General features: G+C 60.8%; 24 protein-coding genes. 18 read left to right on the forward strand and 6 right to left on the reverse strand.

Features of this window, described 5'->3' with window-relative positions:
- Nucleotides 1-103 precede the first annotated feature (103 nt).
- The 6 genes from GGD50_RS13590 (at nt 104) to GGD50_RS13615 (ending at nt 4486) form a co-directional block, all read left to right on the forward strand.
- Nucleotides 104-1006: a peptidylprolyl isomerase gene (locus tag GGD50_RS13590; RefSeq protein ID WP_107109415.1), complete on the forward strand. Its 903-nt coding sequence runs from the start codon at nt 104-106 to the stop codon at nt 1004-1006.
- A 95-nt stretch (nt 1007-1101) separates the two neighbouring features.
- Complete coding sequence (gene argJ / locus GGD50_RS13595; RefSeq protein ID WP_107109414.1) at nt 1102-2343, forward strand: bifunctional glutamate N-acetyltransferase/amino-acid acetyltransferase ArgJ; 1242 nt, start codon at nt 1102-1104, stop codon at nt 2341-2343.
- Nucleotides 2324-3133, forward strand: a complete 810-nt coding sequence (locus GGD50_RS13600; RefSeq protein ID WP_181316100.1) for a GNAT family N-acetyltransferase — start codon at nt 2324-2326, stop codon at nt 3131-3133. Before argJ ends, GGD50_RS13600 begins: the two co-directional genes overlap by 20 nt.
- Nucleotides 3130-3543 carry an 8-oxo-dGTP diphosphatase MutT gene (gene mutT / locus GGD50_RS13605; protein WP_107109413.1) on the forward strand — a complete coding sequence of 138 codons (414 nt, stop codon included), beginning with the start codon at nt 3130-3132 and terminating at the stop codon, nt 3541-3543. Before GGD50_RS13600 ends, mutT begins: the two co-directional genes overlap by 4 nt.
- A gap of 373 nt (nt 3544-3916) precedes the next feature.
- Nucleotides 3917-4231 (forward strand): hypothetical protein, encoded by a 315-nt coding sequence (locus GGD50_RS13610; RefSeq protein WP_028754944.1) that lies wholly within the window; start codon nt 3917-3919, stop codon nt 4229-4231.
- A 78-nt stretch (nt 4232-4309) separates the two neighbouring features.
- Complete coding sequence (locus GGD50_RS13615) at nt 4310-4486, forward strand: Flp family type IVb pilin (protein WP_107109412.1); 177 nt, start codon at nt 4310-4312, stop codon at nt 4484-4486.
- Nucleotides 4487-4523: 37 nt separating this feature from the next.
- Here GGD50_RS13615 and GGD50_RS13620 read toward each other — a convergent pair whose 3' ends face one another.
- A complete protein-coding gene (locus GGD50_RS13620) occupies nt 4524-5408 on the reverse strand; it encodes a methyltransferase domain-containing protein (RefSeq protein ID WP_107109411.1) in 885 nt (294 codons plus the stop codon).
- Nucleotides 5409-5503: 95 nt separating this feature from the next.
- Here GGD50_RS13620 and GGD50_RS13625 point away from each other — a divergent pair, with 95 nt between their 5' ends.
- Genes GGD50_RS13625 through GGD50_RS13645 form a run of 5 tightly spaced genes read left to right on the forward strand, consistent with a single transcriptional unit; the run spans nt 5504 to nt 8455 of the window.
- Nucleotides 5504-6280 carry a ComF family protein gene (locus tag GGD50_RS13625; RefSeq protein ID WP_107109410.1) on the forward strand — a complete coding sequence of 259 codons (777 nt, stop codon included), beginning with the start codon at nt 5504-5506 and terminating at the stop codon, nt 6278-6280.
- Between the two features lie 29 nt (nt 6281-6309).
- Nucleotides 6310-6567 carry a glutaredoxin 3 gene (gene grxC, locus GGD50_RS13630; RefSeq protein ID WP_107109409.1) on the forward strand — a complete coding sequence of 86 codons (258 nt, stop codon included), beginning with the start codon at nt 6310-6312 and terminating at the stop codon, nt 6565-6567.
- A gap of 24 nt (nt 6568-6591) precedes the next feature.
- Entirely contained in the window at nt 6592-7449 is an 858-nt protein-coding gene (locus GGD50_RS13635; RefSeq protein WP_107109408.1) for a carbon-nitrogen hydrolase family protein, read from the forward strand.
- On the forward strand, nt 7446-7874 hold the full coding sequence (locus tag GGD50_RS13640) for a DUF1178 family protein (protein ID WP_107109407.1): 429 nt from the start codon (nt 7446-7448) through the stop codon (nt 7872-7874). The genes GGD50_RS13635 and GGD50_RS13640 overlap by 4 nt, the downstream gene beginning before the upstream one ends.
- Nucleotides 7874-8455, forward strand: coding sequence for a DUF3291 domain-containing protein (locus tag GGD50_RS13645; RefSeq protein ID WP_107109406.1), 582 nt, complete (start codon nt 7874-7876; stop codon nt 8453-8455). Before GGD50_RS13640 ends, GGD50_RS13645 begins: the two co-directional genes overlap by 1 nt.
- A 31-nt stretch (nt 8456-8486) precedes the next feature.
- Here the strand turns inward: GGD50_RS13645 and ubiG are convergent, their stop codons facing one another.
- The 4 genes from ubiG to GGD50_RS13665 all read right to left on the reverse strand — a co-directional run bounded on the left by ubiG (nt 8487) and on the right by GGD50_RS13665 (nt 11890).
- Nucleotides 8487-9233: a bifunctional 2-polyprenyl-6-hydroxyphenol methylase/3-demethylubiquinol 3-O-methyltransferase UbiG gene (gene ubiG / locus GGD50_RS13650; protein WP_107109405.1), complete on the reverse strand. Its 747-nt coding sequence runs from the start codon at nt 9231-9233 to the stop codon at nt 8487-8489.
- A gap of 133 nt (nt 9234-9366) precedes the next feature.
- Nucleotides 9367-9864 (reverse strand): cytochrome b, encoded by a 498-nt coding sequence (locus tag GGD50_RS13655; protein ID WP_107109404.1) that lies wholly within the window; start codon nt 9862-9864, stop codon nt 9367-9369.
- 86 nt (nt 9865-9950) lie between these two features.
- Nucleotides 9951-11192, reverse strand: a complete 1242-nt coding sequence (locus tag GGD50_RS13660; RefSeq protein ID WP_107109403.1) for a YbfB/YjiJ family MFS transporter — start codon at nt 11190-11192, stop codon at nt 9951-9953.
- An 80-nt stretch (nt 11193-11272) separates the two neighbouring features.
- A complete protein-coding gene (locus tag GGD50_RS13665) occupies nt 11273-11890 on the reverse strand; it encodes a TetR/AcrR family transcriptional regulator (protein ID WP_107109402.1) in 618 nt (205 codons plus the stop codon).
- A 334-nt stretch (nt 11891-12224) separates the two neighbouring features.
- On the opposite strand from GGD50_RS13665, the gene GGD50_RS13670 reads away from it, so the two are divergent.
- The 7 genes from GGD50_RS13670 to GGD50_RS13700 all read left to right on the forward strand — a co-directional run bounded on the left by GGD50_RS13670 (nt 12225) and on the right by GGD50_RS13700 (nt 22384).
- Nucleotides 12225-13499, forward strand: coding sequence for an aspartate kinase (locus GGD50_RS13670; RefSeq protein WP_104824476.1), 1275 nt, complete (start codon nt 12225-12227; stop codon nt 13497-13499).
- A 101-nt stretch (nt 13500-13600) separates the two neighbouring features.
- The gene (gene ptsP / locus GGD50_RS13675) at nt 13601-15868 is read left to right on the forward strand and encodes a phosphoenolpyruvate--protein phosphotransferase (RefSeq protein ID WP_107109401.1); all 2268 of its coding nucleotides are present in this window, start codon (nt 13601-13603) and stop codon (nt 15866-15868) included.
- Nucleotides 15869-15900: 32 nt separating this feature from the next.
- On the forward strand, nt 15901-16980 hold the full coding sequence (prfA, locus tag GGD50_RS13680) for a peptide chain release factor 1 (protein WP_107109400.1): 1080 nt from the start codon (nt 15901-15903) through the stop codon (nt 16978-16980).
- On the forward strand, nt 16977-17852 hold the full coding sequence (prmC, locus tag GGD50_RS13685; protein WP_107109399.1) for a peptide chain release factor N(5)-glutamine methyltransferase: 876 nt from the start codon (nt 16977-16979) through the stop codon (nt 17850-17852). The genes prfA and prmC overlap by 4 nt, the downstream gene beginning before the upstream one ends.
- A 346-nt stretch (nt 17853-18198) precedes the next feature.
- Complete coding sequence (locus GGD50_RS13690; protein ID WP_107109398.1) at nt 18199-18885, forward strand: DUF4167 domain-containing protein; 687 nt, start codon at nt 18199-18201, stop codon at nt 18883-18885.
- Between the two features lie 250 nt (nt 18886-19135).
- Complete coding sequence (gene clpB, locus GGD50_RS13695; protein WP_107109397.1) at nt 19136-21736, forward strand: ATP-dependent chaperone ClpB; 2601 nt, start codon at nt 19136-19138, stop codon at nt 21734-21736.
- Between the two features lie 138 nt (nt 21737-21874).
- On the forward strand, nt 21875-22384 hold the full coding sequence (locus GGD50_RS13700; RefSeq protein ID WP_107109396.1) for a P-loop nucleotide/nucleoside kinase family protein: 510 nt from the start codon (nt 21875-21877) through the stop codon (nt 22382-22384).
- 119 nt (nt 22385-22503) lie between these two features.
- Here the strand turns inward: GGD50_RS13700 and GGD50_RS13705 are convergent, their stop codons facing one another.
- The gene (locus GGD50_RS13705) at nt 22504-24450 is read right to left on the reverse strand and encodes a M23 family metallopeptidase (protein WP_107109395.1); all 1947 of its coding nucleotides are present in this window, start codon (nt 24448-24450) and stop codon (nt 22504-22506) included.
- Between the last annotated feature and the right edge of the window lie 443 nt (nt 24451-24893).

The raw sequence follows: 24893 nt of genomic DNA on the forward strand, positions 1-24893 counted from the left end.
CAACGGGAATTGGCCGATACAGAAAGGCCACATTCTCCTGCTGAAGGCTTTTCCTACCGGATTCATTACTTGGAGCCGGTCGAGACCACCGAAAGGTTATTTTATGTTGAGCTACAACAAACTTGCTGCGGTTGCATTCGCAACATTCGTCACCTTGCAGGCGCCGGTGTTTGCCGCTGACGCCAAAGATCCCGTTGTCGCCAAGGTCGGCGATGTTGAAATCCATCAGTCCGAGCTCGATCTCGCGATCGCCAACCTCGACCCGCAGCTTGGCCAGCTTCCCGACGAACAGAAGAAGGTCGCGGCACTTTCGGCTTCGATCGACGTTAAGCTGCTCGCCAAGGACGCGGCTGCCGAAAAGCTCGACCAGACGCCGGACTTCCAGTCGCACATGGCCTATCTGCGCGATCGCGAGCTGCACAACGCCTATTTCAAGGCGCATGTCGCCGACGCGATCAAGGACGATGAGGTCAAGGCCCGCTACGACAAGGAAGTCGCCGCCCTGCCGAAGCAGGAAGAGGTCCACGCACGCCACATCCTGGTGAAGACCGAGGATGAAGCCAAGGCAATCATCAAGGAACTCGACGCCGGCAAGGATTTTGCCGAACTCGCCAAGGAAAAGTCGACCGACCCGAACAAGGGCGACGGCGGCGATCTCGGCTATTTCGCCCGCGGCCGCATGGTCAAGGAATTCGAAGACGCAGCCTTCGCGCTGCCGGTCGGCACCTACACCAAGACCCCTGTGAAGTCCGACTTCGGCTGGCACGTCATCAAGGTCGAAGACAAGCGCGTCGCTCCGCCGCCGCCGTTCGACCAGGTGAAGGATCAGGTTCGTCAGCTCGTCATGCGCGACAAGTATCTTGAACTCCTGAACAAGGCTAAGCAGGAATCGAAGGTCGTCATCAATGACCCGGCGCTAAGCAAGGCCTATGATGATGCGCAGAAGCAGCAGGATCAGGCGCCGGCAGACGACGTGGTTGCCCCTGACGCTCAGCCGCAGCAGTAAGTCGCAGCAGTCAAACCATCAGGGCCCGGTTTTTTCCGGGCCCTTCACTGGAGCCGGATGATTTTCTTCGGCATCATGCTCGTTCAGGTGGCCTCATGTCCGGTTCTGTCTCCCCGCTCGCTCCCAAATCCTTCGTTTCCATGCCGGCTTTGCGCGGCGTGCGCATGACCACGGCATCCGCCGGTATCAAATACAAGAACCGGACCGACGTCCTGCTCATGGTTTTCGACAGGCCGGCGGCCGTCGCGGGTGTCTTTACCCGCTCGAGGTGCCCGTCGGCTCCCGTCGATTTCTGCCGGTCGAACCTGCCGCACGGCAGCGCCCGGGCCGTCGTCGTCAATTCCGGCAATGCCAATGCTTTCACCGGCCTCAAGGGCCGCCAGGCGACCGAGCTCACCGCCAAGTCGGCGGCCGCTGCCGTCGGCTGCGACGAAAATGAAGTCTACCTCGCCTCGACAGGCGTGATCGGCGAGCCGCTGGATGCGACCAAGTTCGCCGGCGTGCTCGACACCATGGCCAAGGATGCGACCAGCGATTTCTGGTTCGAAGCCGCCAAGGCGATCATGACGACGGATACCTATCCGAAGGTTGCCACCCGCAGCGCCGAGATCGGCGGCGTCAAAGTCACCATCAACGGCATCGCCAAGGGTGCCGGCATGATCGCGCCCGATATGGCGACCATGCTGTCCTTCGTCGTCACCGATGCCGACATCTCTTCCGCTGCCTTGCAGACCCTTCTGTCGGAAGGCGTCGACCCAAGTTTCAATTCGATGACGGTCGACAGCGATACGTCGACGTCGGATACGCTGATGTTGTTCGCCACCGGTGCTGCCGCCGCTGACGGTCAGGCGCATATCGAACGCGCCGATGATCCCAAGCTTGTTGCTTTCCGCACGGCGCTGAACGAGCTCCTGAAGGATCTCGCCATCCAGGTGGTTCGCGACGGCGAAGGCGCCACCAAGATGCTCGAGATTACCGTGACCGGCGCCGAGAATGACGCGGCTGCCAAGCGTATTGCGCTCTCGATCGCCAATTCGCCGCTGGTCAAGACCGCTGCTGCCGGCGAAGACGCCAATTGGGGCCGCGTCGTCATGGCCGTCGGCAAGGCCGGCGAAATGGCCGACCGCGACAGGCTCGCCATCTGGTTCGGTGACGTCCGCGTCGCCGTCAATGGCGAACGCGATGCCTCCTATTCCGAGGAAGCAGCTTCCAACGTGATGAAGCAGCAGGATATTCCTGTGAAAGTCGACCTTGGGCTCGGCAATGGCCGGGCGACGGTCTGGACCTGCGACCTCACCAAGGAATATGTTGCCATCAATGGCGACTACCGGAGCTGATATCCTTCCGATGCATGCGCAGTCTACGATGAACAAGCTGCCTTTGGTGCGCAGGCTCGAAGCCGTTGGTTTCCGGGCATGGCCTGCCTCGTCCGTGCAGTATGATGGCAGTTGGCAGGTGCGGTTGACGGCGGGCCATCCGTCGAAACGGCTGAACTGCGTCGTGCCGCTCGATCCCTCTGACAGCCGCGATCTCGATATCCGGCTGACGAAGGCGCAGCGCAAGTTCGAAGCCTATGGCCGGCCAATGGTGGTGCGCGAGACGCCGCTGGCCTCGCCAATGCTGATCGAGCTGTTGCAGCGCCATGGCTGGACGCGGTTTGAAGAAACCATCGTCATGACCGCCGATCTGATCGATCTCGAGCTTCCCGATACGCTGGATCATCTGCCGAGCCATGATGTCGGCCGGTATGTCGACGCGAGCCTCTTGGTGGATAAAGCCGATCCTATTCTCAAGCCTGCCCTGGCCGAGGTGGTGAGCGGGATCAAGCCGCCGTCGGGCCTTTTCGTCATCGAGAATGACGAGGCCGGACCGGTGGCGACGACACTTTGCGTGCAGGATAACGACCTCGCCGGCATCATGTCGGTGTCGGTGGCGGCTGAGCACCGGCGCAAGGGATTGGCGATCGAGATCCTGACGTCGGCGCTGCGGTGGGCGCGCATGCGCAGCGCCCGGACCGCTTGGCTTCAGGTCGGCGCCTCCAACGAACCGGCATTGGCGCTCTATGCCCGTTTCGGTTTTCGCGAGGCCTATCGTTATTGCTACTGGCGCCCTGCGGGTGAAGCATGAGCGAGGCCGGTCGTAAGATCATTCTGGTCGCTGCCTGCGCGCTCATCGACACCGATGGCCGCATTCTTCTGGCGCAGCGGCCGGAAGGCAAATCGCTGGCCGGTCTTTGGGAATTTCCAGGCGGCAAGGTCGAGCCCGGCGAGACGCCGGAAGAGACCTTGGTGCGCGAACTTCAGGAAGAACTCGGCATCCAGACGAAGATCGCGTGCTTGGCGCCGCTGACCTTTGCTAGCCATACCTACGAAACCTTCCACCTGCTGATGCCTCTTTACATCTGCCGGCGTTACGAGGGGTTCCCGCACGGCCGCGAGGGCCAGGCGATCAAGTGGGTGCGGCCGCAGGCGCTGCGCGACTATCCAATGCCGCCGGCCGACGAGCCGCTGATCCCCTTCTTGCAAGATCTTCTGTAAAGCATCCTGAGCGATGGCGCGCCTACCGCGCCATTCTATAAACCTGTCTTCGAAGCTGGGTCTGCATCGACTTCGGCATCTTTTGATCGGCGCGCCACTTGCAGATATTTTCAGGCATTTCATGCGAAGTTGTGCAGCGTCTCGTCCATAACGGTATCGTTACCGCGGTTGCTGTTTCCGAAATTACAACCAGCTAAACATGGTTAACTGCAATTAAGTCTTCGATATCAATTGCTTAGTTCTTTTCAGGCTTTGCCCCGCGACTCAACGCATATCTAATTTACATGTGGATATTAAGGGATCGTTTATGACCTTCTGGCATTGAATGATCTCAATCAAGCGGTTGGGTGTGCGTTAGAGAAGGCTTGACATTATGGACGACGATTTCTGGAAAGCTGTTCAGGAAAAAGAACAGTCATATTCCTCGTCGCGCAAGACGGGCGCGTTGAATATCGCCTTGCTGTTTGGAACGGCGGCGGTCGCGCTTTCGCTTATCCTGACGCCAATGCTTTCCGACAAATCCAAGTCCAGCGTGCTCGCCAGCGCGCCCGATTTCGACAATATTACGACCGGCTCTATCCCGCAGACTGAAAACGGCAAGCGTTACACGATCCGCCGTAGCGTGCTGCAGCAGGAGCCCGGTTCGGTCTGCATCGTTCAAGGCTATGGCGCCGACAGCGGCTGCTGACTGTTATATTGGTAAAGCCTATCGGGTCCATGAAGGCGCCGGATACGCTCGTTTTCAGATGTTGGGGGTTTGAAGCGTATGCGTTCCGTACGGCGTTTTTTTCGTGACGAGACCGGTGCCACGGTCGTCGAATATGGCCTGATCGTCGCGCTGATGTCGGTGGCGATCATCAGTGGCGTCGGCGCCTTCGGCACCAGCCTGTCGGCGATGTTCAATTACATCTCCAACACGGTCGCTAATTCGCCGGCTAATTGACGGGTTCGCCCAGGTCAGCGAACCGGGTCCGATCCATTCACTGTTTCAGCTTGTGCTCTTCGACTTTCAGCGCATCGGCAAGCCGTGCCTTGGCTGAGCCGGGTTGCAGCGGCTTCTGCTGGCTTTCATGCGGCGTCCAGCCGGACGCGTAGATGATCGAGAAAGTCGCCCTTATTCTCCCATCGGGATCGGAATAGCGCTCGGCATAGAGTTCGGCTGCGCGCAGGAAGAAAGCGCGCGTCAGCGGCTTGCGGCTGCGGTCGGCCAGCGGATTGGTCATGCCCATGGCACGCAGGTCCCGCATCAGCGCAAAGAGATTGTCGTAGCGCACCGTATATGTCTCGGCGTCGATCACCGGCAAAGTGAAGCCCGCACGCTGCAGCAAGCCGCCGACATCGCGAACATCGGCAAAAGGAATGACGCGTGGGCTGGCGCCACCGGTCAGCTCGATCTCCGTCGCGAGCAGCACGTCGCGCAGTTCCTGCAGTGTACCGGAGCCGGGGATCGCAGCCAGAAACAGGCCATCGGCCTTCAGCGCGCGGCGGATCTGGATGAAGACACCCGGCGTATCGTTGGTAAGGTGCAGGCTGAGCGGCGACAGCACCAGGTTGACGGATTCCGCTTCCAGCGGCAGCTCTTCCAACGGAGCTTTGATCAGATCCTCGCCGCTCACGGCAAAGCCGGTCTCGCTTTCGATACGCTTGATATGGCCGATCTTGCCGGTCGCGAAGGCCTCACGAGCGGCAATCCCGGTTGCGCCGTGCAGTTCGACCGCCTCGTCAAAATGTCGCTCGATGACGGCAAGCCGTTCGGCCAGTTCGCGGGCGGCGATCTCCAGCAGGAAAGCCGCCCTGTGGTCTCCCTGGGCAAGCGCACGGTGCCTGCGGGCGGCGAGCAGCGATTGGTCGAAGACGATTTCCATGACGGTTTCCTGCGATCACTATTTCATTGATGGGGCCGAGCGGCCACGCGCGTTTTCCTTCGCAAAGGCGCCGGGAAAAAGCTAGTGTCAACCATATGGGGATGATGGGACGCGAAATCACGGTATCGATGCTGCGGGCCGGCTTGATAAAGCCGTGGTCGGCGCTGGCCGATCTCATCTATCCGCCGGCTTGCGCCGGCTGCGGCACGTCGACGGGGGCGCATCGCAGCCTTTGCCCCGCCTGCTGGTCCGGCATCCGCTTCATCGAGCGGCCCTATTGTGAGGTGCTGGGCAGTCCGTTTTTCCACGATCTCGGCACGGGGATTTTGAGCGCCGAGGCGATCGCCGATCCGCCTGTGTTCGATCGGCTGCGCTCGGCTGCCATTCACGACGGGGTGGTGCGCGATCTCGTGCTGGGATTGAAGTATCGCGACCGCACCGATCTGGCGCCAATGATGGCCGGCTGGATGCTGCGCGCCAGTGACGGCACCGTTGCCGCCTGCGATGCCATCATTCCGGTGCCGCTGCATCGGGCGCGGCTGTTCTCGCGCAAATACAATCAGGCGGCGGAACTTGCTTGCCACCTGGCGCGGCTTTCGGACAAACCGCTGCTGGCAGCGACATTGTTGCGCGTCAAGCGGACGACGCAGCAGGTCGGCCTCGGGGCGAGGGCGCGTCAGGACAATGTGCGGGGCGCTTTCGCCATTCCCGAAGGCCGGGCCGGCGATGTCTTTGGCCGCCGCATCGTGCTGGTAGATGATGTCTATACGACCGGCGCGACCGTTGCAGCGGCGACGAAAATGCTGAAAAAAGCCGGCGCGGCTGACGTAACGGTTTTAACCTTTGCAAGGGCTGTCGGCGATCTTATATGACAGTAAACCTGTCTTTTTCGGAGTGGATCATGGCATCCGTCGTTATTTATACGCGTGAATTCTGTGGCTATTGCGCCCGGGCAAAAGCGCTGCTCGACTCCAAGGGCGTCGATTATGTCGAACACAACGCCACTTATTCGCCCGAGCTGCGCCAGGAGATGATTTCGAAGGCGAAGGGTCGTTCGACCTTCCCGCAGATTTTCATCAATGGCGAGCATGTCGGCGGATGTGATGATATTCATGCGCTCGACCGGGCCGGCAAGCTCGATACGCTGCTTGCCGCCTGAACCGGACAAAACGGGGAGAGAACAATGACCTTCAAGGCTGCCGCCATTCAGATGTGCTCCGGTGTCGATCCGGTGAAGAACGCTGCCGATATGGCGCGGCTGGTTCGCGAGGCGGCGGCTAAAGGCGCCGTTTACGTGCAGACGCCGGAAATGACCGGGGCGGTGCAGAAGGATCGGCCGGGTCTGCGCGCGGTGCTGCGCGACGAAGCCAATGATATCATCGTCAAGACGGCCGCTGAGCTGGCTCAGGAACTCGGCATTCACCTGCATGTCGGCTCGACCGCGATCGCGCTCGACGACGGCAAGATCGCCAATCGTGGCTTCCTCTTCGGCCCTGATGGTAGGCTGCTCAGCCGCTACGACAAGATCCACATGTTCGACGTCGATCTCGATAATGGCGAGAGCTGGCGCGAAAGCGCGGTCTATCGTCCCGGCTCCGAGGCGCGCATCGTGTCGCTGCCCTTTGCCGAGCTCGGCTTCTCCATTTGCTACGACGTGCGCTTTCCGCAGCTCTTCCGCGCCCAGGCTGTCGCCGGTGCTCAGGTGATGACGGTGCCTGCCGCCTTCACCAGGCAGACGGGCGAGGCGCATTGGGAAATCCTGCTTCGGGCGCGCGCCATCGAAAACGGCATGTTCGTCATCGCCGCCGCTCAGGCAGGTACGCATGAGGATGGCCGCGAGACCTTCGGCCATTCGATGATCATCGATCCCTGGGGCAAGGTGCTGGCATCGGCCGGCGGCACGGGCGAGGCGGTCGTTATCGCCGAGATCGACGTCGCGGCTGTCAAAGCTGCTCACGACAAGATCCCCAATCTGAAGAATGCGCGCGAGTTTTCGCTGGAAAAGATCGCGACGCCGGCGGCTGGAGGCGTCGCTGCTTGATCCGCTATTCGCTGAGATGTGACAGTGCCCATGAGTTCGAGGGCTGGTTTTCGGAAAGCGCCGATTTCGACCGGCAGGTCGCAAGCGGTTTCCTGACCTGCCCCGTCTGCAATTCGGGTGTGATCTCCAAACTCCTGATGGCGCCGTCGGTTTCCACCGGGCGCAAGAAGGAGGAGTTGCAGACGCTTGCCATGGATACTGCGCGCAAGGAGGCCTTGAACAAGCTCAAGGAGGCCGTCGACGCCATCAAGGCCAATGCCGAGGACGTCGGCACGAAATTCCCCGAAGAGGCCCGCAAGATCCACTATGGCGAGGCGGACGCCAGGGGCATCATCGGCAAGGCGACGCCGGATGAGGCGCAGGCGCTGGTCGAAGAGGGTATCGAGATCGCCGCTATCCCGGTATTGCCGGACGACATCAACTGATGCCCAGCGGCAAGCATCTCGCCATGTATAATTTCGGGCTGCATGTTGCGCCCTATAGCAGCCCCGCAGTCGAAGGATTTCGCCTGCGGGAAGCGGCAAATTTCGAGGCAGCCGCCCGCGCCCATGGCTTCATCGGCCGCTCCGGTTACGATGGAGACCCGGGACCGGCATGTTGGGGTAAGCAGGTTTTCCCGCGCTTCATCGAAGGCAGCGGCTTTGCGACAGCGCCGTCTTCCCTGTCTCTTTGGACCGATATCGAATCACTGATGGCTTTCAGCTATGACGGCGTTCACGCCGATGCACTGAAGCACGCGCGGCACTGGAACGTGAAACAACGTTGGCCGGCGCTGGTTCTGTGGTGGGTGGATGCCGATGTCATTCCGGAATGGAAAGACGGTGCCGAGCGTCTGGAGCGGCTTCACGACGAAGGGCCGAGCGCGGCGGCGTTTTCATTCAAGCAGCCCTATGCTGCCACTGGCCATCCGGCGACGATCGATCGTAGCAGGGTGAAGGAAATTGCAGCAAAAAATGCGATGGGCCAGAGCGATTTGCTGGCGCATGTCCTGGCGCTGAAAGCTTAGCGGACACCCCCGGTCACCGGCGAAGAAGATTTCACCCCGCCCGCTTTGCCAGCAGCATGTAGTTCACGTCCATGTCCTTCGACAGGTTCCATCGGTCCTGCAGCGGCGAATAGAAGACGCCGGTGCGGGCGATGATGTCGAGGCCGTTTGCGCCGAGCGGCTTCTCTATCTCTTCCGGGCGGACAAGCTTCTCATATTGATGCGTGCCGCGCGGCAGCCAGCGCAGGACGTTTTCGGCGGCGAAGATGGCCAATGCCGCTGCTTTCATCGTCCGATTGATGGTGGCGACGAACATCAGGCCGCCGGGGCGCACCATCTTGGCGCAGGTCGAAAGGAAAAATTCGACGTCGGCAACGTGCTCCACCACTTCCATGTTCAGCACGATATCGAATGTCTCGCCGGCCTCAGCCAGTTGCTCGGCTGTGACGGCGCGGTAGTCGACGGGAACGCCGGAGGCTTTCGCATGGGTCGAGGCAATGCCGATGTTCTTTTCGGAAGGGTCGGCGCCGACGACCGAGGCCCCCATGCGCGCCACCGGCTCCGACAGCAATCCGCCGCCACAGCCGATATCGAGTACGCGCAGGCCCTCCAGTGGCCGTGCGCTCTTCGGATCGCGGCCGAAATTCTCGCAGGCATGGTCGCGGATATAGGCGAGCCGCACCGGATTGAACTTATGCAGCGGCTTGAACTTGCCGGTCGGGCTCCACCATTCCGCCGCCATCGCTGAAAAGCGGTCCACTTCGCTCTGGTCGATCGTGCTTTTCGCCGCTTCGGTCATGGTCTTGCTCCTTGGTCTACGCCGCGTCACCCGCCTGCCAATTGAGCAGGTGACGCCCTGGTAGATGTGAAGTCGGACGATCGGAAGCCGATGTCAAGGGTCCGGCTGCCTCAACGGCTATGGGCCGCTATGCTCAGCGCGCCGGAACGAGCATCCGGCGCAGCGTTCCGTCTTTCAAGAGGAACTGATGGTAGAGGGCGCCGGCGGCATGCAGGCCGATGAGGATGATGAATGCGGGCTTGCCCAGGCCGTGAATATCGCCAAAGGGATCGGAGAAATAATAGGCCAGCAGGCCGGTCAGGGGAACGAGCAGCAGAAGCGCGTAGAACAGCCAATGTGCCGCGGCGGCAAGTTTTACCAGCAGCGCGGAAGCGCCGGCGGGCTTGGGTGTTCCGAACGCGACGCGCAAGGCAAGGCGCAAAAGGACGAGCAACAGGACTGCGACACCCACCCAATAATGCGCCGTGCCCAAAGACATATCCGCCGGCGAAACGGTGTTTCCCCTTACCTGCGCGTCGACCACCGTAGTCATGCTCTCCCCGAACAGGAGCTGAAACAGGACCAGCGCTGCAATGATCCAATGCAATGAGATCTGGGTGGTGGAATAGCCAAGGGCGCGATTTGAAGTCATGAGGGTTGCTCTCTGAAGTTGACGTGCGCGGACTATCCTTTCCGTATCTGACATGGGCCTGAAGCAGGCTTTGCCCGCTTCAATTTTCATGAGGCTCGGTGTTTCCGACGCTTCACGCTGTTCAAGACATCGGCCAGCAACGCGAGGACAAGTGCCACCGCACCGCAAAGGAAGATGATGCCGTAGTTTTCGCCGGTGTGGATGAAGAGATAGGAATAGCCATAGCCGCCAAGCGCCTGGAAAAGAGCGAAAGCCGTCGTTGCCCGGCTCCAGGCGGCGCGTTGGGCGACGTGGCTATGCGGCAGGATTTCCTGGATGCGGCCGAGCACCAGCGGCACGATGCCTGGCGTGAAGATGCCAAGCAGCACCGTGGCAAAGCCGACCAGCCAGGGATTGCCGGATGTGGCCAGCGTGGCGGCGCCGACAGCCTGTAGCAGCAGAGCGCCGCGATAGGCTGGGGCAAAGCCGATGCGGTCTGCGGCATAGCCAGTTAGTACCGGGCCGGTGATGGCAGCAACGCCATAGAGCACCCAGCAGGCCGCTCCGATGTCGGCACCACGGCCGAGACCACGGGCGACGTAGTCGACCAACAGCACCATGACGGGCACGAGGCCGAGGGCATTGGCGGCATATTGGCCATAGAGGATACGCAGCGACCATTCGGCCTTTGCTGTGGGATGGTGGGCCGCGGCGTGCGCCGCCGGTGCCGGCGGATTGGTCGCAGGCCAGCCGAACCAACTGACGGCGGTCAGGATGAGTGACAGGACCCCTAAGCCGATCCAGGTTTCGCGAAGACCGATGCGCAGCAGTGCGGGCACCAGGGTTCCCGAGGCGGCGATGCCGAGACCGAGGCCGAGGAAAATCATGCCGCTGACGAAGCCGCGTCGGGGGACCGGGATGTGCGGCAGGATGGTGGTCGCGACGAGCACCATGATGGCGCCGCCGGCAAGACCGGAGAGGAAGCGCCAGACAAAAAACCAGGTGACGGAGACCGGAAAGGCGCAGGCGAAGAAGGCCGCGGTCGCGGCGACCATCAGCAGCCGCAGCGCCAGACGATTGCCGAGACCGGCAGCCAGGGGCCGGCCGAGCAAGGCACCGGCGAGGTATCCGGCAAAATTGGCCGCACCCAGCGTCACCGTATCGCCGGCCGAAAACCAATGTGCGCTGATGAGCGGCGGGATCAGCGGCGTATAGGCGAAGCGGGCGAGACCGATCGCAACGAGGCTCCCGCAGAGGCCGGCGATGGTGGCATACCAGGCGGCAGCGGTGAGAGGCGCAGGTTCCGTGACGGAGGGAGAGACGTTCGAACGGCGTAAGGGGGCAGACATGGCACAAAGCTTTTCTGTTCGGAGCGAGCTTGCCGCGTCCGGTTCGGTGTTTCGTGAAGAGAGGGTTCTATGGCGGAGGCTTATCCGTCCGGCCTGCTTTCGGGCAGCGGCCAGGGCAAGGTCAGCATGGCCATTGCCGGCCGCAGGATACCATTCAGCAATTCGCGCTCTGGCCGGACACGGACAAGCGCGCGCAAACCGAACTGCACCGAGAGCAGCAATTTGGCGAGGTCCTCCGGCGGCAGGTCTACGGGAATTTCACCGCTTGCCTGAGCGGCGACGACCGACCGAAGAAAAAAGGCTTCGATCTCGGCCGTCTCGTCGGCGACGACACGCCGCATTTCCAGATCGTCGGAACGTGCCTCCAGGGTGGTGTTGACCAGCATGCAGCCGCGATGCTCGGTATCGGCCAGGGAACGCTCGACGACTTCCTGGAAGTAGCCGACAATGCGAAGCCCCGGCGAGTAAATTGCCTCCATCCGTGTGATGCGGGCATGGAGGTTCCGATCGAGATAATGCTTCAGCGCCTTCAGATAGAGGCCGCGCTTGTCTCCGAAAGCATTGTAGAGGCTTGCATGCGTCAGCCCCATGCGGTCGGTCAGATCGCGGGTCGAGGTTGCTTCGTAACCCTTCGACCAGAATATCTCGCCCGCCGCCTCTAGAACGCTGTCCTCATCGAATTGCCGGGGTCTTGCCATCGGGAAATTCTCGCAACCTGTTCAAAGGCGATTTATTATGGAGCGTCTGCTCTAAAACGGGATATAGAGCATACGCTCTAAAATGGCAAGTCGATCGGCTATACTGCGCTGTTAACGAAGGCGCGTTCCTCAACAATCCAGTCGTGCTTAAAAGTGGGCTATTGAAGTGGAGGCGCGAAAGCCGACTGAGCCGCGCTATTGCACCCGCCCGCCAAACTCGTTAAGAGACGCCCCCATTGAGATCAGGCTTTTCCGGCTAATGGACTGGAAGGGCGATTTTGCATGCCGGGCTCGTAGCGTATCGGCCGCCCGGCGCTGGTACTGGTAGAGGCACATGGCACGTATCGTGATGAAATTCGGCGGGACATCCGTCGCGGATCTGGACCGTATCAAGAATGTCGCCCGCCATGTGAAACGTGAGGTCGACGCGGGCCATGAAGTGGCAGTCGTCGTCTCCGCCATGTCTGGCAAGACCAACGAGCTGGTTGGCTGGGTGCAGAACACGCCTAAGGTCGCCGGCGCCGATCACTCGATTTACGATGCCCGCGAATATGATGCCGTCGTCGCTTCCGGCGAGCAGGTGACCTCCGGGTTGCTGGCGATCGCACTGCAGGCGATGGGCATCAACGCCCGCTCCTGGCAGGGCTGGCAGATTCCGATCAGGACCGACAACGCTCACGGCGCGGCGCGCATTCTCGAAATCGACGGCGGCGAAATGGTCCGCCGCATGCAAGAGGGCCAAGTGGCCGTCGTCGCCGGCTTCCAGGGTCTTGGCCCCGACAACCGCGTCTCGACGCTCGGCCGCGGTGGTTCCGATACCTCGGCAGTGGCGATCGCCGCGGCCGTGAAGGCTGATCGCTGCGATATCTATACCGACGTCGACGGCGTCTACACGACCGATCCGCGCATCGAACCGAAGGCGCGGCGTCTGAAGAAGATCGCCTTCGAAGAAATGCTGGAAATGGCCTCGCTTGGCGCAAAGGTGCTGCAGGTGCGCTCGGTCGAGCTGGCCATGGTCTTTAAGGTTCGCACCTTCGTGCGCTCCTCTTTCGAGGATCCCGATGCTCCGGGCATGGGCGATCTGTTGAACCCGCCCGGAACGCTGATTTGTGACGAGGAAGAAATCGTGGAACAGGAAGTAGTCACCGGCATTGCCTATGCCAAGGATGAAGCCCAGATCTCGCTGCGCCGTCTCGCCGACCGGCCGGGCGTCTCCGCTGCGATCTTCGGGCCGTTGGCCGAAAGCCACATCAACGTCGACATGATCGTCCAGAACATCTCCGAGGACGGTTCCAAGACCGATATGACCTTCACGGTTCCTTCGGGCGATGTCGAAAAGGCGCTGCGCGTTCTTGGCGAAAACAAGGACAAGATCGGCTACGACGTCATCCAAAACGAATCAGGTCTCGTCAAAGTCTCCGTCATCGGCATCGGCATGCGTTCGCATGCTGGCGTTGCAGCGACCGCTTTCCGTGCACTTGCCGAAAAAGGCATCAACATCAAGGCTATTACGACGTCGGAAATCAAGATTTCCATCCTGATCGACGGTCCTTATGCAGAACTGGCAGTCAGGACTTTGCATTCCTGCTACGGTCTGGATAAGAGTTGATTCAGGACTGCTGACGACGGACCGCGACGGAGGTGAGTTTCGGCCGGCCCTGACGTGGGCAAGTCAGGCATGACATCTTGATTTCGGGAGCTAGAGACGCAATGAGAGACCTTTCCGGCGGTCCACGCGTTCTGCTCAAGCGGCTGCGCGAACTCATGGCGGAGCCGCTGGAGCCGCAAGAGCGTCTTGACCGGATCGTCCGCCAGATCGCCAGCAACATGGTCGCGGAAGTTTGCTCGGTCTACGTGTTGCGCGCCGATGGTGTGCTCGAGCTTTACGCCACCGAAGGTCTGAAAAAAGAAGCCGTCCACCTGTCGCAATTGAAGATGGGCCAGGGCCTGGTCGGCACGATCGCCGCTTCCGCCCAGCCGCTCAATCTCTCCGACGCGCAATCGCATCCCGCCTTCCGCTACCTGCCGGAAACCGGTGAAGAGGTCTACCACTCCTTCCTCGGCGTGCCGATCCTGCGCACGGGCCGCTCGCTCGGCGTTCTCGTTGTACAGAACAAGGCGAGCCGCAACTATCGCGAAGAGGAGCTGGAAGCGCTCGAAACGACGGCGATGGTACTGGCCGAGATGATCGCCACCGGCGAGCTGAAAAAGATCACCAAGCCGGGCCTCGAACTCGATCTTACCCGCTCGGTCACCATTGATGGCGACACCTACAATGAAGGCATCGGCCTCGGCTATGTCGTGCTGCATGAGCCGCGCATCGTCGTTACCAATCTTCTGAACGAGGATACCGAAAAGGAAATCCGCCGCCTGGCGGACGCGCTCGGTTCCCTGCGCATCTCGATCGACGACATGCTGTCGCGCCGTGACGTTTCAATGGAAGGCGAGCACCGCGAGGTCCTGGAGACCTACCGCATGTTCGCCCACGACCAGGGCTGGGTACGCAAGCTGGAGGAGGCTGTCCGCAACGGCCTGACCGCGGAAGCCGCGGTCGAGAAGGTGCAGAGCGACACCAAGGCGCGGATGATGCGCCTGACCGATCCTTATCTGCGCGAGCGTATGCATGACTTCGAGGATCTGGCGAACCGGCTGCTCAGGCAGTTGATCGGCTATTCCGGCCGCACCGTGGCCGAGGGTTTCCCGAACGATGCGATCATCTTTGCGCGCGCCATGGGTGCTGCCGAGCTGCTCGACTATCCCCGCGCCAATATTCGTGGTCTGGTGCTGGAAGAGGGCGCGGTCACCAGCCATGTCGTCATCGTCGCCCGCGCCATGGGCATTCCGGTCGTCGGCCAGGCGGCGGGGGTGGTGGCGCTCGCCGAAAATGGCGATCCTGTGATCATCGATGGCGATGGCGGCCATGTCCACCTGCGGCCGATGGCCGATCATCAGCGCTCCTACGAGGAAAAGGTGCGCTTTCGCGCCCGCCGGCAGGAACAGTTCCGGGCGCTGCGTGCGGTCGAACCGGTCACCAAGGACGGGCAGCGCATTTCGCTCATGATGAATGCCGGTCTGCTGGTCGATCTCCCGCAGCTTGCCGAATCCGGCGCGGAAGGCATCGGCCTGTTCCGCACGGAACTGCAGTTCATGATCGCCTCGACCATGCCGAAGGCGGAGGAGCAGGAAGCCTTCTACCGCAATGTCATGAAGCAGGCCGGTGGTCACGTCGTCACCTTCAGGACGCTCGATATCGGCGGCGACAAGGTCGTGCCCTATTTCCGCGCCCATGAGGAAGAAAATCCGGCGCTCGGTTGGCGCGCCATTCGCCTGTCGCTCGATCGGCCCGGCCTGCTGCGCACACAGTTGCGCGCCATGCTGAAGGCGGCGGCAGATGGCGAATTGAAGATGATGGTGCCGATGGTCACGGAAGTCTCCGAGATTGAAGCGGTGCGCGAACTCGTGCAGAAGGAAGTGCAGCATCTGTCGCGCTTCGGCCATAGCCTGCCGCGCAAGTTCCAGTTCGGCGCGATGCTGGAGGTGCCGGCGCTGTTGTGGCAGTTGGACGAGCTGATGGCGGCGGTCGACTTCGTATCGGTCGGCTCCAACGATCTCTTCCAGTTTTCGATGGCGGTCGATCGCGGTAATGCACGCGTCTCCGACCGTTTCGATCCGCTCGGACGCCCGTTCCTGCGCATTCTGCGCGACATCGTGCGCGCCGGCGAGCGCAACAAGACGCCGGTAACGCTTTGCGGCGAACTCGCCGGCAAGACGATTTCGGCCATGGCGCTGCTGGGTGTCGGTTTCCGCTCGGTGTCGATGTCGCCGGCATCCATCGGTCCGGTCAAGGCGATGCTGCTGGGTCTCGATCTCCAGGCATTGACCGCGGTCATGGAAGAAGCGCTGAACGACACGCATCCGAAGACCTCGATGCGCGAGATCCTTGTCCGCTTCGCCGAGAGCCACAATATTCCATTGTAGACCAGAACGAATAAGAAGAATCGGAGTGTGGGGTGGCGAATCTTCCCATTGAAAAAATGCGCGAATTGGAGCGCCGTTTCGGTGAGATCGAAGCGCGCATGTCGGCTGGTCCGTCGGCGGACGTCTATGTGAAGCTTGCTTCCGAATATTCCGAATTGCAGCCGGTCGTCACCAAGATCCGCGACTATGAGAAGGCGATCGCCGAGGCTTCCGATCTCGAAACCATGCTGACCGACAAGTCGGTCGACCGCGAGATGCGCGATCTCGCCGAGATGGAGTTGCCGGAGGTCAAGGAGCGGATCGAGACACTGGAGAAAGACATCCAGATCCTGCTGCTGCCAAAGGATGCCGCCGACGAGAAGAGTGCGATCCTGGAAATACGCGCCGGCACCGGCGGTTCCGAAGCAGCACTTTTCGCGGGCGATCTTTTCCGGATGTATGAGCGCTTCTCGGCCAATAACGGCTGGAAGGTCGAAATTCTCTCTGCCAGCGACGGTGAAGCAGGCGGCTACAAGGAAATCATCGCGACCATTAGCGGCAAGGGCGTGTTCTCGCGGCTGAAATTCGAATCCGGCGTGCATCGCGTGCAGCGCGTGCCGGAAACCGAGGCGGGCGGGCGTATCCACACCTCGGCGGCGACCGTGGCCGTGCTGCCGGAAGCCGAGGAAATCGACATCGAAATCCGCCCCGAGGATATCCGCATCGATACCATGCGCTCCTCCGGTGCCGGTGGTCAGCACGTCAACACGACGGACTCGGCGGTACGCATCACCCATCTTCCCTCGGGGATCGTGGTGACGAGTTCGGAAAAATCGCAGCATCAAAACCGCGCCAAGGCAATGCAGGTGCTGCGGTCGCGCCTCTTCGACATGGAGCGTCAGCGCGCCGACAGCGAACGGTCCGCTGATCGCAAGAGCCAGGTTGGTTCCGGCGACCGCTCCGAGCGTATTCGCACCTATAATTTCCCGCAGGGCCGGATTACCGATCATCGCATCAACCTGACGCTCTATAAGCTCGACCGGATGATGGAAGGCGAGATTGACGAGGTGGTCGATGCGCTTTTGGCGGATTACCAGGCGAGCCAGCTCGCCCAGCTCGGCGAACAGGCATGAGCAGCGGGCAGGGACCGACCGTCGCGGAGCTTTTCCAGGAGATACGTGCCCGCTTCATCGAGGCGGATCTCGATGATCCGGCCACCGAGGCGCGCATCCTCGTCGGCGGTCTTCTCGATCTTTCATCGACGGAACTCGTTACCTGCGGCTCCGATAGGGTGGCACAGGAGCGCGTCGAAACGGCCCGTGCGGCGGTGGCGCGACGGCTCAATCACGAGCCGGTGCATCGTATCCTGGGCGAACGGGAATTTTATGGCCTGCCGTTGAAGCTCTCGCCGGCGACGCTGGAGCCGCGGCCGGATACGGAAATCTTGGTCGATACGGTACTTCCGCATGCGCGACGTCTTGTATTAGAGCATGGGAATATCCATATACTCGACATCGGAACGGGAACCGGGGCCATCTGCCTCGCTTTGCTCCACGAATGTCCGCAGGCGACAGGTATTGGTTCCGATATTTCCAGCGAAGCTTTGGAAACGGCGCGGGCGAATGCAGCGCGCAATGGCTTGGCGGCACGGTTTGATACTGTGCAAGGAAGCTGGTTTGAAGCCATCCACGGTCGATTTCATGTGATTGTCTCAAATCCGCCCTATATTGAGTCCAGTGTCATTTCCACTCTCGCTCCAGAAGTAAAGAATTTCGATCCTCCGGCAGCTCTCGACGGTGGCGTTGATGGGCTGGATGCATATAGAGCGATCGCAAGAGATGCGGCGCGGTTTCTATACCGAGATGGTATCGTCGGAGTGGAAATCGGCCATAATCAGCGCAAAACAGTGACTTCGGTTTTTGAAGGAGCAGGATTTTTTCTCATTGATGCAGTTCGGGACTACGGTCACAATGACCGAGTTCTCGTGTTTAAACATCATGATTGACGCGACAATTTGCTGCAGGTTCATGGGACCTTGTTGTTATCGCAAAGAAAAGGCTTGGATTTCCTGAGGAAGCAATATAGGTTGCGCTCACGCGTTGGGCGGCTGGGAATAGGCGAGACGATTCGCCTGTCTTGGACAGCCTCGGGGAACCACTCTCTGATAAGAGTGACAAAGGTTGAAGATAACCCAATGCGTGATCAGTTAATCTGACGTAGTCGAGCGGCAGACGGGCGCTTAAGGCGCAGTTTGCTTGCGGCACGCAGGCCCTGGCTTGGAAGGTTCCGGCCACGGCGGCAGGTGCCGTGCATAATTTCATCCCAACTAAGAGAATTCAGGTGAAGGATCTATGAGGCCAGGACAGCAGAACAAGCGCGGTCGGGGGCGTGGTAACAACAACGGCGGCGGCGGCGGAAATAACAATAATAATAATTTCAACCGCAAGGGCTCGAACCCACTGACCAGGACTTATGACAGCTCTGGTCCGGACGTGAAAATTCGCGGAACCGCGCAGCATATCGCCGAGAAGTATTCGGCTCTCGCTCGCGACGCGCAAAGCTCCGGCGACCGCGTCATGGCGGAAAACTATCTCCAACACGCTGAACACTATAACAGGATCATTGCCAGCGCTCAGGCGCAGATGCAGGAACGCTATCAGCGCGACGAGCATCATAACTACAATGATCGCGACAATGCCGACCGCGACATCGATGATATCGATACGAACGAGATGGACGACCAGCCGCAGATGGCTCCGCCTCCGGCACGTCAGCAGCCTGCTCCCGCCGTTGCCGCAGCCCCCGCTCCCGAGCCGGAAGTTATCGATGGCACTGGCCCGCAGCCGGTGATCGAGGGTATCCCGGCCGAGGTGGCGATCGAAGAAGAGACGCCCGCCGCTGCGACCGAGCGCCAGCCGCGTCGCCGCAACGCCGGCAATCGTCCCCGCCGCCAGCCGCGCCGCAACGCCGATGGCGAAGGCAAGGGCGAAGCTGCTGCGACCGAAGCTCCGGCTTTGGCCGACGCCGCATCGGAATAAGAACGGCTTCGAGTGAACAGGTGGTCCCAGCAATCGCGGAGCACCGATTCCAATTCTGCAAAACCCCGGTGTGAAGCCGGGGTTTTTCATTTCCGTTGCCCTTTAAACTTTTCAAAACTCCTCCCATATTCTTCGCAGTTGCTTCGCCGCAAATCTCAATAAGTGGCGGGCGGGGTCTGCCTTTTCAGGGGGCTCAATCTCAGTCATCGGTCTGCGCCAATAAGGGCAGGGCGATCCATGGAGGTCCGATATGAATATTGAAAAATACTCCGAGCGGGTGCGTGGCTTTTTGCAATCCGCGCAGACCAATGCGCTGGCGCAGGGTCACCAGCAATTCACTCCCGAACATGTGCTGAAGGTGCTTCTGGACGACGATCAGGGCATGGCCGCGTCGTTGATCGAGCGCGCCGGCGGCGACGCCAAGGCCGCACGTCTTGCCAACGATGCCGCGCTGGCCAAATTGCCGAAAGTGTCCGGTGGCGACGGCCAGGTCTATCTTGCACAGCCGCTTGCCAAGGTGTTTACCGCGGCTGAAGACGCCGCCAAAAAGGCCGGAGACAGTTTCGTTACCGTCGAACGCCTGTTGCAGGCCCTGGCGATGGAGCCCTCGGCTTCGACGTCAACCACTCTGAAGAATGCAGGCGTTACGCCGGTAGGGCTCAATCAGGTCATCAACGACATTCGCAAGGGCCGCACCGCTGATTCCGCCAATGCGGAACAGGGCTTCGATTCCTTGAAGAAATATGCCCGCGACCTTACCGCCGAGGCTCGTGAGGGCAAGCTCGATCCGGTGATTGGTCGCGACGACGAAATCCGACGCACCATCCAGGTCCTGTCCCGGCGCACGAAGAACAATCCGGTTCTGATCGGCGAACCCGGCGTCGGCAAGACGGCAATCGTCGAAGGTTTGGCGTTGCGCATCGTCAATGGCGACGTGCCGGAATCGCTGAAGGACAAGAAGCTGATGGCGCTCGACATGGGTGCCCTGATTGCCGGCGCGAAATTCCGCGGCGAGTTCGAGGAGCGGCTGAAGGCCGTGCTCAACGAAGTGCAGTCGGAAAACGGCGAGATCATCCTCTTCATCGACGAGATGCATACCTTGGTCGGCGCCGGCAAGGCCGATGGCGCCATGGATGCCTCGAACCTCTTGAAGCCAGCGCTTGCCCGCGGTGAGCTGCATTGCGTCGGCGCGACCACGCTTGATGAATACCGCAAGCACGTCGAGAAGGATCCGGCGCTTGCCCGTCGTTTCCAGCCGGTCATGGTTGAGGAGCCGACGGTCGAGGACACGATCTCGATCCTGCGCGGCTTGAAGGAAAAATACGAGCAGCATCACAAGGTCCGCATCGCCGATGCGGCCCTGGTGGCCGCCGCGACCTTATCGAACCGCTACATCACCGACCGCTTCCTGCCGGACAAGGCCATCGACCTCATGGACGAAGCCGCCGCGCGCCTGCGCATGCAGGTGGATTCGAAGCCGGAAGAGCTCGATGAACTCGATCGCCGCATCATCCAGCTCAAGATCGAGCGCGAGGCGCTGAAGAAGGAGACCGACCAGTCCTCGGCCGACCGGCTGAAGCGGTTGGAGACCGACCTTACCGCACTGGAAGAGGAAGCCGATGCGCTGACCGCGCGTTGGCAGGCCGAGAAGCAGAAGCTGGGCCTCGCCGCCGATCTGAAGAAAAAGCTCGACGAGGCCCGTAACGAGCTGGCGATCGCCCAGCGCAAGGGTGAATTCCAACGTGCCGGCGAGCTTGCTTATGGGGTGATCCCCAATCTGGAGAAGGATCTCCAGGCTGCCGAAGAGCAGGATGGCGGTCGCGATTCCATGGTGCAGGAAGTCGTCACTGCCGACAACATCGCCCATGTCGTCTCCCGCTGGACCGGGATTCCCGTCGACAAGATGCTGGAAGGCGAGCGCGACAAGCTGCTCCGGATGGAAGACGAACTGGCGAAGTGGGTCGTCGGCCAGGGTGATGCCGTCCAGGCGGTATCGCGCGCCGTTCGCCGTTCGCGCGCCGGTCTGCAAGATCCGAACCGGCCGATCGGTTCGTTCATCTTCCTCGGCCCGACCGGCGTCGGCAAGACCGAACTGACCAAGGCGCTTGCCCGCTTCCTCTTCGACGACGAGACGGCGATGGTGCGCATGGATATGTCCGAGTACATGGAGAAGCACTCCGTTGCCCGGCTGATCGGTGCCCCTCCCGGCTATGTCGGCTACGAGGAAGGCGGCGCGCTGACCGAATCCGTCCGCCGCCGGCCCTATCAGGTCGTGCTGTTCGACGAGATCGAGAAGGCCCATCCCGATGTCTTCAACGTCCTGCTCCAGGTTCTGGACGACGGGCGCTTGACGGACGGTCAGGGCCGCACGGTCGATTTCCGCAATACCATGATCATCATGACCTCGAACCTCGGCGCCGAATACCTGACCCAATTGAAGGAAGGGGATGACAGCGATCTAGTGCGCGAGCAGGTGATGGATGTGGTGCGGGCGCATTTCCGGCCGGAGTTCCTGAACCGCGTCGACGAGATCATCCTGTTCCATCGTCTGAAGCGCGAAGAAATGGGGACGATCGTCAACATCCAACTGCAGCGGCTTTTGACCTTGTTGTCCGAACGCAAGATCACGCTCGAACTCGACGACGACGCCCGCACCTGGCTCGCCAACAAGGGTTACGATCCGGTCTATGGCGCAAGGCCGCTGAAGCGGGTCATTCAGAAATATGTCCAGGACCCGCTCGCCGAGCAGATCCTCTCCGGTCAGGTGCCGGATGGATCGGCGGTCAAGGTCACCAGCGGGACGGACAGGCTGCTGTTCCGCCCGCGCCAGCCGGTCAGCGCAGCGGCATAAGTGGCTGCATCAACCATGAAATGGCGGCTTTCGGGCCGCCATTTCGTTTTTCCGACCTGTTCGTAATCGTCGTCTTGCCGCGGCAATCCGCTTCTGTGATGTTGCCGTGGACTTTGGAGGATGTTCGGAGACGGGATCATGCTTGTTATCTTCGGCGGTTTGCCGGGCAGCGGAAAAACCACGATCGCGCTCTTGCTGGCGGAGCGGCTGCAAGCTGTGCATGTTCGGGTGGATACGATCGAGCAGGCATTGAGAGATTCGGGCATGTTGAAGGCCGAAGTCGGCCCTGCCGGCTATATCGCGGCCTATGGGGTCGCCGAAGACAATCTCCGTCTGGGAAGAACGGTGATCGCGGATTCGGTCAATCCCATCCAAGTAACGCGGGATGCCTGGCTGCAGGTCGCAAAACGGGCCGGTAGGCGCGCCATCGAAGTGGAAGTCGTCTGTTCCGACAAGGCCGAGCATCGCCGGCGCGCCGAAACCCGCGCGACCGATGTCGAAGGCCTCGTAAAACCGTCATGGGATGAGATCGTCAACCGAACCTATGACGATTGGAGCGGACGACAGATCGTCGTCGATACCGCCTACAAACGTGCGGATGATGCCGCTACCGAGCTGGTCGCCCTACTGAGGCGCGATCTCGCGTAGAGCGGTTCAGCGTTTCACGGAAGCGCTTTCCCGCTCTATCCCTCTGTCTTTACGCATTCCGGACGGAAAACCGCTTCGCACTTTTCCTGGAAGTGCTCTGGAAAATCCCGACAGGGATGTCAATCCTTGCTCGCAACCTGTTTGGACTTGTCGTCGCTCAGGAGCGTGTCGATACGCTTGCGCTCGTCCTGGAATTTGGCGAGCGTGTCGCCGTCCAAGGACTTGCCGCCGGGCAGGCGGACACGCAAGGGATCAACCTTGGTGCCGTTGACGATCAGCTCGTAATGCAGGTGCGGCCCGGTTGCGAGACCGGTCGAGCCGATGAAGCCGATGACCTGGCCCTGTACCACCTTCGCGCCTGGTACGATGCCCTTGGCTATGGCGCTTTGATGGTTGTAGGAGGAGACGTAGCCGTTGGCGTGGCGGATCAATGTCTGGTTGCCGAAGCCGCCGGAATCCCAGCCAGCCTTTTCGACGATGCCGTTGCCGGCAGCGATGATCGGTGTGCCGCGTGGTGCAGCCCAATCGGCGCCGGTATGCATGCGCGCAAATCCGAGGATGGGGTGGCGGCGCATGCCGAAGCCGGATTTGAAGATGCCGGTCGGGACAGGATTGCGCAGCAGGAATTGGCGGATGCTCTTGCCGTTTTCGTCGAAGTAATCGATCGAGTGATCGTCCGGATCTTCGAAACGATAGAAACGGGTGACGGTGTCGCCGAATTTGGCGTTGACGTAGAGCAGTTCGGAATCGGCTGTCGCCTGGCCGTTTTCGTCGGTGACGGAGAAGAAGGCCTCCAGTGAATCCGTCGGCTTTAGCTGCGCCTGGAAATCGACGTTGCTGGCGAGCAGTTTGACGATCTGCGCCACCATCTCCCTGGTCATGCCATAGGAAAGGGCAGCACGATATATGCCGTCATAGACGCTCGGCAGGTCTCGGCCGGCCGTGGCCACGGGCGCGTCGTTGTCAAAGGCGGTGGCGATGGCGTCAAGCATCGGAGGCTCGCTACCGGCAACGAAATCGCCATGATCGTTCTCGGCGACGGTCAAGACATGCTTGGTGCCGCGATAGATGCTCGCACGGATGATCTTTGCCTGCTCGCCCTTTTGTAGGATGCCGATGCGCAGCACGTCGCCGGCGGAAAGATCGGACGAGCCGAACAGTGGCTCGATCTTGGCCGCGATGTCGCTGGCATCCGTTTTGAGGTAGCCGGCATTGGTGAGCGCCGTCTCAATGGGCGTATCTTCGCGCACCGGAATGATGTCGTCGGCAAATTCCTGTGTCTGCGGCGTGACCGCTTCGGGAGCGGATACCGACATGTTCTCTTCGACGATGCGGGCGGCAAGCCCGGCTGTCAGATCGACATCAGCGTCATCCGTCGCAAACCGGCGCGGATCGACATAGTAGAGCGCGGAAAGCTGCGTGTTGCCGTCAATCAGCACGGAACCGTTGGAACGAACATTCGCTTCGACTTCATCGAGCGACATCGAACCGGCAAGGGCGAAGGGTACATCCTTGGCCGGAAACGGTATGGTTTTCAGGCTGACTTCGGATTCGACGTCGGACCCATAGATCGCACCGGTGCGGTTGGCCGCCGGCTGGACGTTCTCATCAGTGGAAAAGATCGCCAGCGGGTCAAAGGCGGGATAACTCTCGGTGGCGACACGCTTGGTGGCGAGCGCGATCTTCACATGTGCGAAGGGTTGGCGACGCACCACTTCCTTGTCGCCGTCGCGCACGACCGTTGAGACCTCGAGGATATTCCGGTCGGAAGGCTTTGCTGCGATCGCGGTGGGCACAAGACGGCCGCCACGGGTCACCTGATCCTCTGCGTCGTGGTTGCCGCTGTCGGTCGTTGCATAGGCTTCAGCGGGGATGGCGAGCTGCTGGCGGCCGTCGAGGGCCGCAAACAGTGCGACGCCCATCAATATGCTTGAGGTAATACCGGTGAGGAACGTGCCTGAGAGCCAACGGATGGAAACTTCGCGCCGATCCGGCGCTCGCCTGCCGTCGGCCAGGATTGGCGGCTCGTTGCCGAGCGATCGGAGCATTATTTTGTCCGTCATCATGCCAATCGAGATCCGGTTCCTTTATGCGAGCCGTATGGCTGGGGGCGAAGATGTGCATATTTATGACGGGCGAGTCAAATCCGGCGCATCTCGCTTGTGGAGTGTTTGACTGCTGTAAGTGCCCTGTTTGCAGCCGCGGTTGGCGATATCTGGTATCGGCGGACCTGGGTTCAAGAGCCGACCCTGTCATATTTTACGACCTAATGCGTGTAACTCGGCTCCACCAGCACGCGGGAATGGCGATGTCGGGAGATTTTGATGCCCGATCTGGCCGATTTTTGGCGACCTTCACAAAACTCTCATAAGAATCAATCACTTGTATGTTTTTTGATTTTTTTCCAAATCGCCTGTTGACTATGTTCGGGTGGGGGGTCTATAAGCCCGATCACTGACGAGGGCGGCGGCGCTGCTGGCGACGAAGTCTCTCGCTCTAGAGTTTCCTG

The organism is Martinezella paranaensis (assembly GCF_014200235.1).
Lineage (GTDB): Bacteria > Pseudomonadota > Alphaproteobacteria > Rhizobiales > Rhizobiaceae > Rhizobium > Rhizobium paranaense.

What these genes read in the sequence shown, in the direction of transcription:
- clpB (WP_107109397.1), top strand. Translation starts at nt 19,136, where the DNA reads ATGAATATTGAAAAATACTCCGAGCGGGTGCGTGGCTTTTTGCAATCC.
- GGD50_RS13620 (WP_107109411.1), bottom strand. Translation starts at nt 5,408, where the DNA reads ATGGAAATCGTCTTCGACCAATCGCTGCTCGCCGCCCGCAGGCACCGT.
- GGD50_RS13655 (WP_107109404.1), bottom strand. Translation starts at nt 9,864, where the DNA reads ATGACTTCAAATCGCGCCCTTGGCTATTCCACCACCCAGATCTCATTG.
- ubiG (WP_107109405.1), bottom strand. Translation starts at nt 9,233, where the DNA reads ATGACCGAAGCGGCGAAAAGCACGATCGACCAGAGCGAAGTGGACCGC.
- GGD50_RS13610 (WP_028754944.1), top strand. Translation starts at nt 3,917, where the DNA reads ATGGACGACGATTTCTGGAAAGCTGTTCAGGAAAAAGAACAGTCATAT.
- argJ (WP_107109414.1), top strand. Translation starts at nt 1,102, where the DNA reads ATGTCCGGTTCTGTCTCCCCGCTCGCTCCCAAATCCTTCGTTTCCATG.
- GGD50_RS13615 (WP_107109412.1), top strand. Translation starts at nt 4,310, where the DNA reads ATGCGTTCCGTACGGCGTTTTTTTCGTGACGAGACCGGTGCCACGGTC.
- GGD50_RS13625 (WP_107109410.1), top strand. Translation starts at nt 5,504, where the DNA reads ATGGGGATGATGGGACGCGAAATCACGGTATCGATGCTGCGGGCCGGC.
- GGD50_RS13635 (WP_107109408.1), top strand. Translation starts at nt 6,592, where the DNA reads ATGACCTTCAAGGCTGCCGCCATTCAGATGTGCTCCGGTGTCGATCCG.
- GGD50_RS13700 (WP_107109396.1), top strand. Translation starts at nt 21,875, where the DNA reads ATGCTTGTTATCTTCGGCGGTTTGCCGGGCAGCGGAAAAACCACGATC.
- GGD50_RS13660 (WP_107109403.1), bottom strand. Translation starts at nt 11,192, where the DNA reads ATGTCTGCCCCCTTACGCCGTTCGAACGTCTCTCCCTCCGTCACGGAA.
- GGD50_RS13690 (WP_107109398.1), top strand. Translation starts at nt 18,199, where the DNA reads ATGAGGCCAGGACAGCAGAACAAGCGCGGTCGGGGGCGTGGTAACAAC.
- GGD50_RS13665 (WP_107109402.1), bottom strand. Translation starts at nt 11,890, where the DNA reads ATGGCAAGACCCCGGCAATTCGATGAGGACAGCGTTCTAGAGGCGGCG.
- GGD50_RS13645 (WP_107109406.1), top strand. Translation starts at nt 7,874, where the DNA reads ATGCCCAGCGGCAAGCATCTCGCCATGTATAATTTCGGGCTGCATGTT.
- ptsP (WP_107109401.1), top strand. Translation starts at nt 13,601, where the DNA reads ATGAGAGACCTTTCCGGCGGTCCACGCGTTCTGCTCAAGCGGCTGCGC.
- GGD50_RS13705 (WP_107109395.1), bottom strand. Translation starts at nt 24,450, where the DNA reads ATGATGACGGACAAAATAATGCTCCGATCGCTCGGCAACGAGCCGCCA.
- GGD50_RS13670 (WP_104824476.1), top strand. Translation starts at nt 12,225, where the DNA reads ATGGCACGTATCGTGATGAAATTCGGCGGGACATCCGTCGCGGATCTG.
- GGD50_RS13600 (WP_181316100.1), top strand. Translation starts at nt 2,324, where the DNA reads ATGGCGACTACCGGAGCTGATATCCTTCCGATGCATGCGCAGTCTACG.
- prmC (WP_107109399.1), top strand. Translation starts at nt 16,977, where the DNA reads ATGAGCAGCGGGCAGGGACCGACCGTCGCGGAGCTTTTCCAGGAGATA.
- GGD50_RS13590 (WP_107109415.1), top strand. Translation starts at nt 104, where the DNA reads ATGTTGAGCTACAACAAACTTGCTGCGGTTGCATTCGCAACATTCGTC.
- grxC (WP_107109409.1), top strand. Translation starts at nt 6,310, where the DNA reads ATGGCATCCGTCGTTATTTATACGCGTGAATTCTGTGGCTATTGCGCC.
- mutT (WP_107109413.1), top strand. Translation starts at nt 3,130, where the DNA reads ATGAGCGAGGCCGGTCGTAAGATCATTCTGGTCGCTGCCTGCGCGCTC.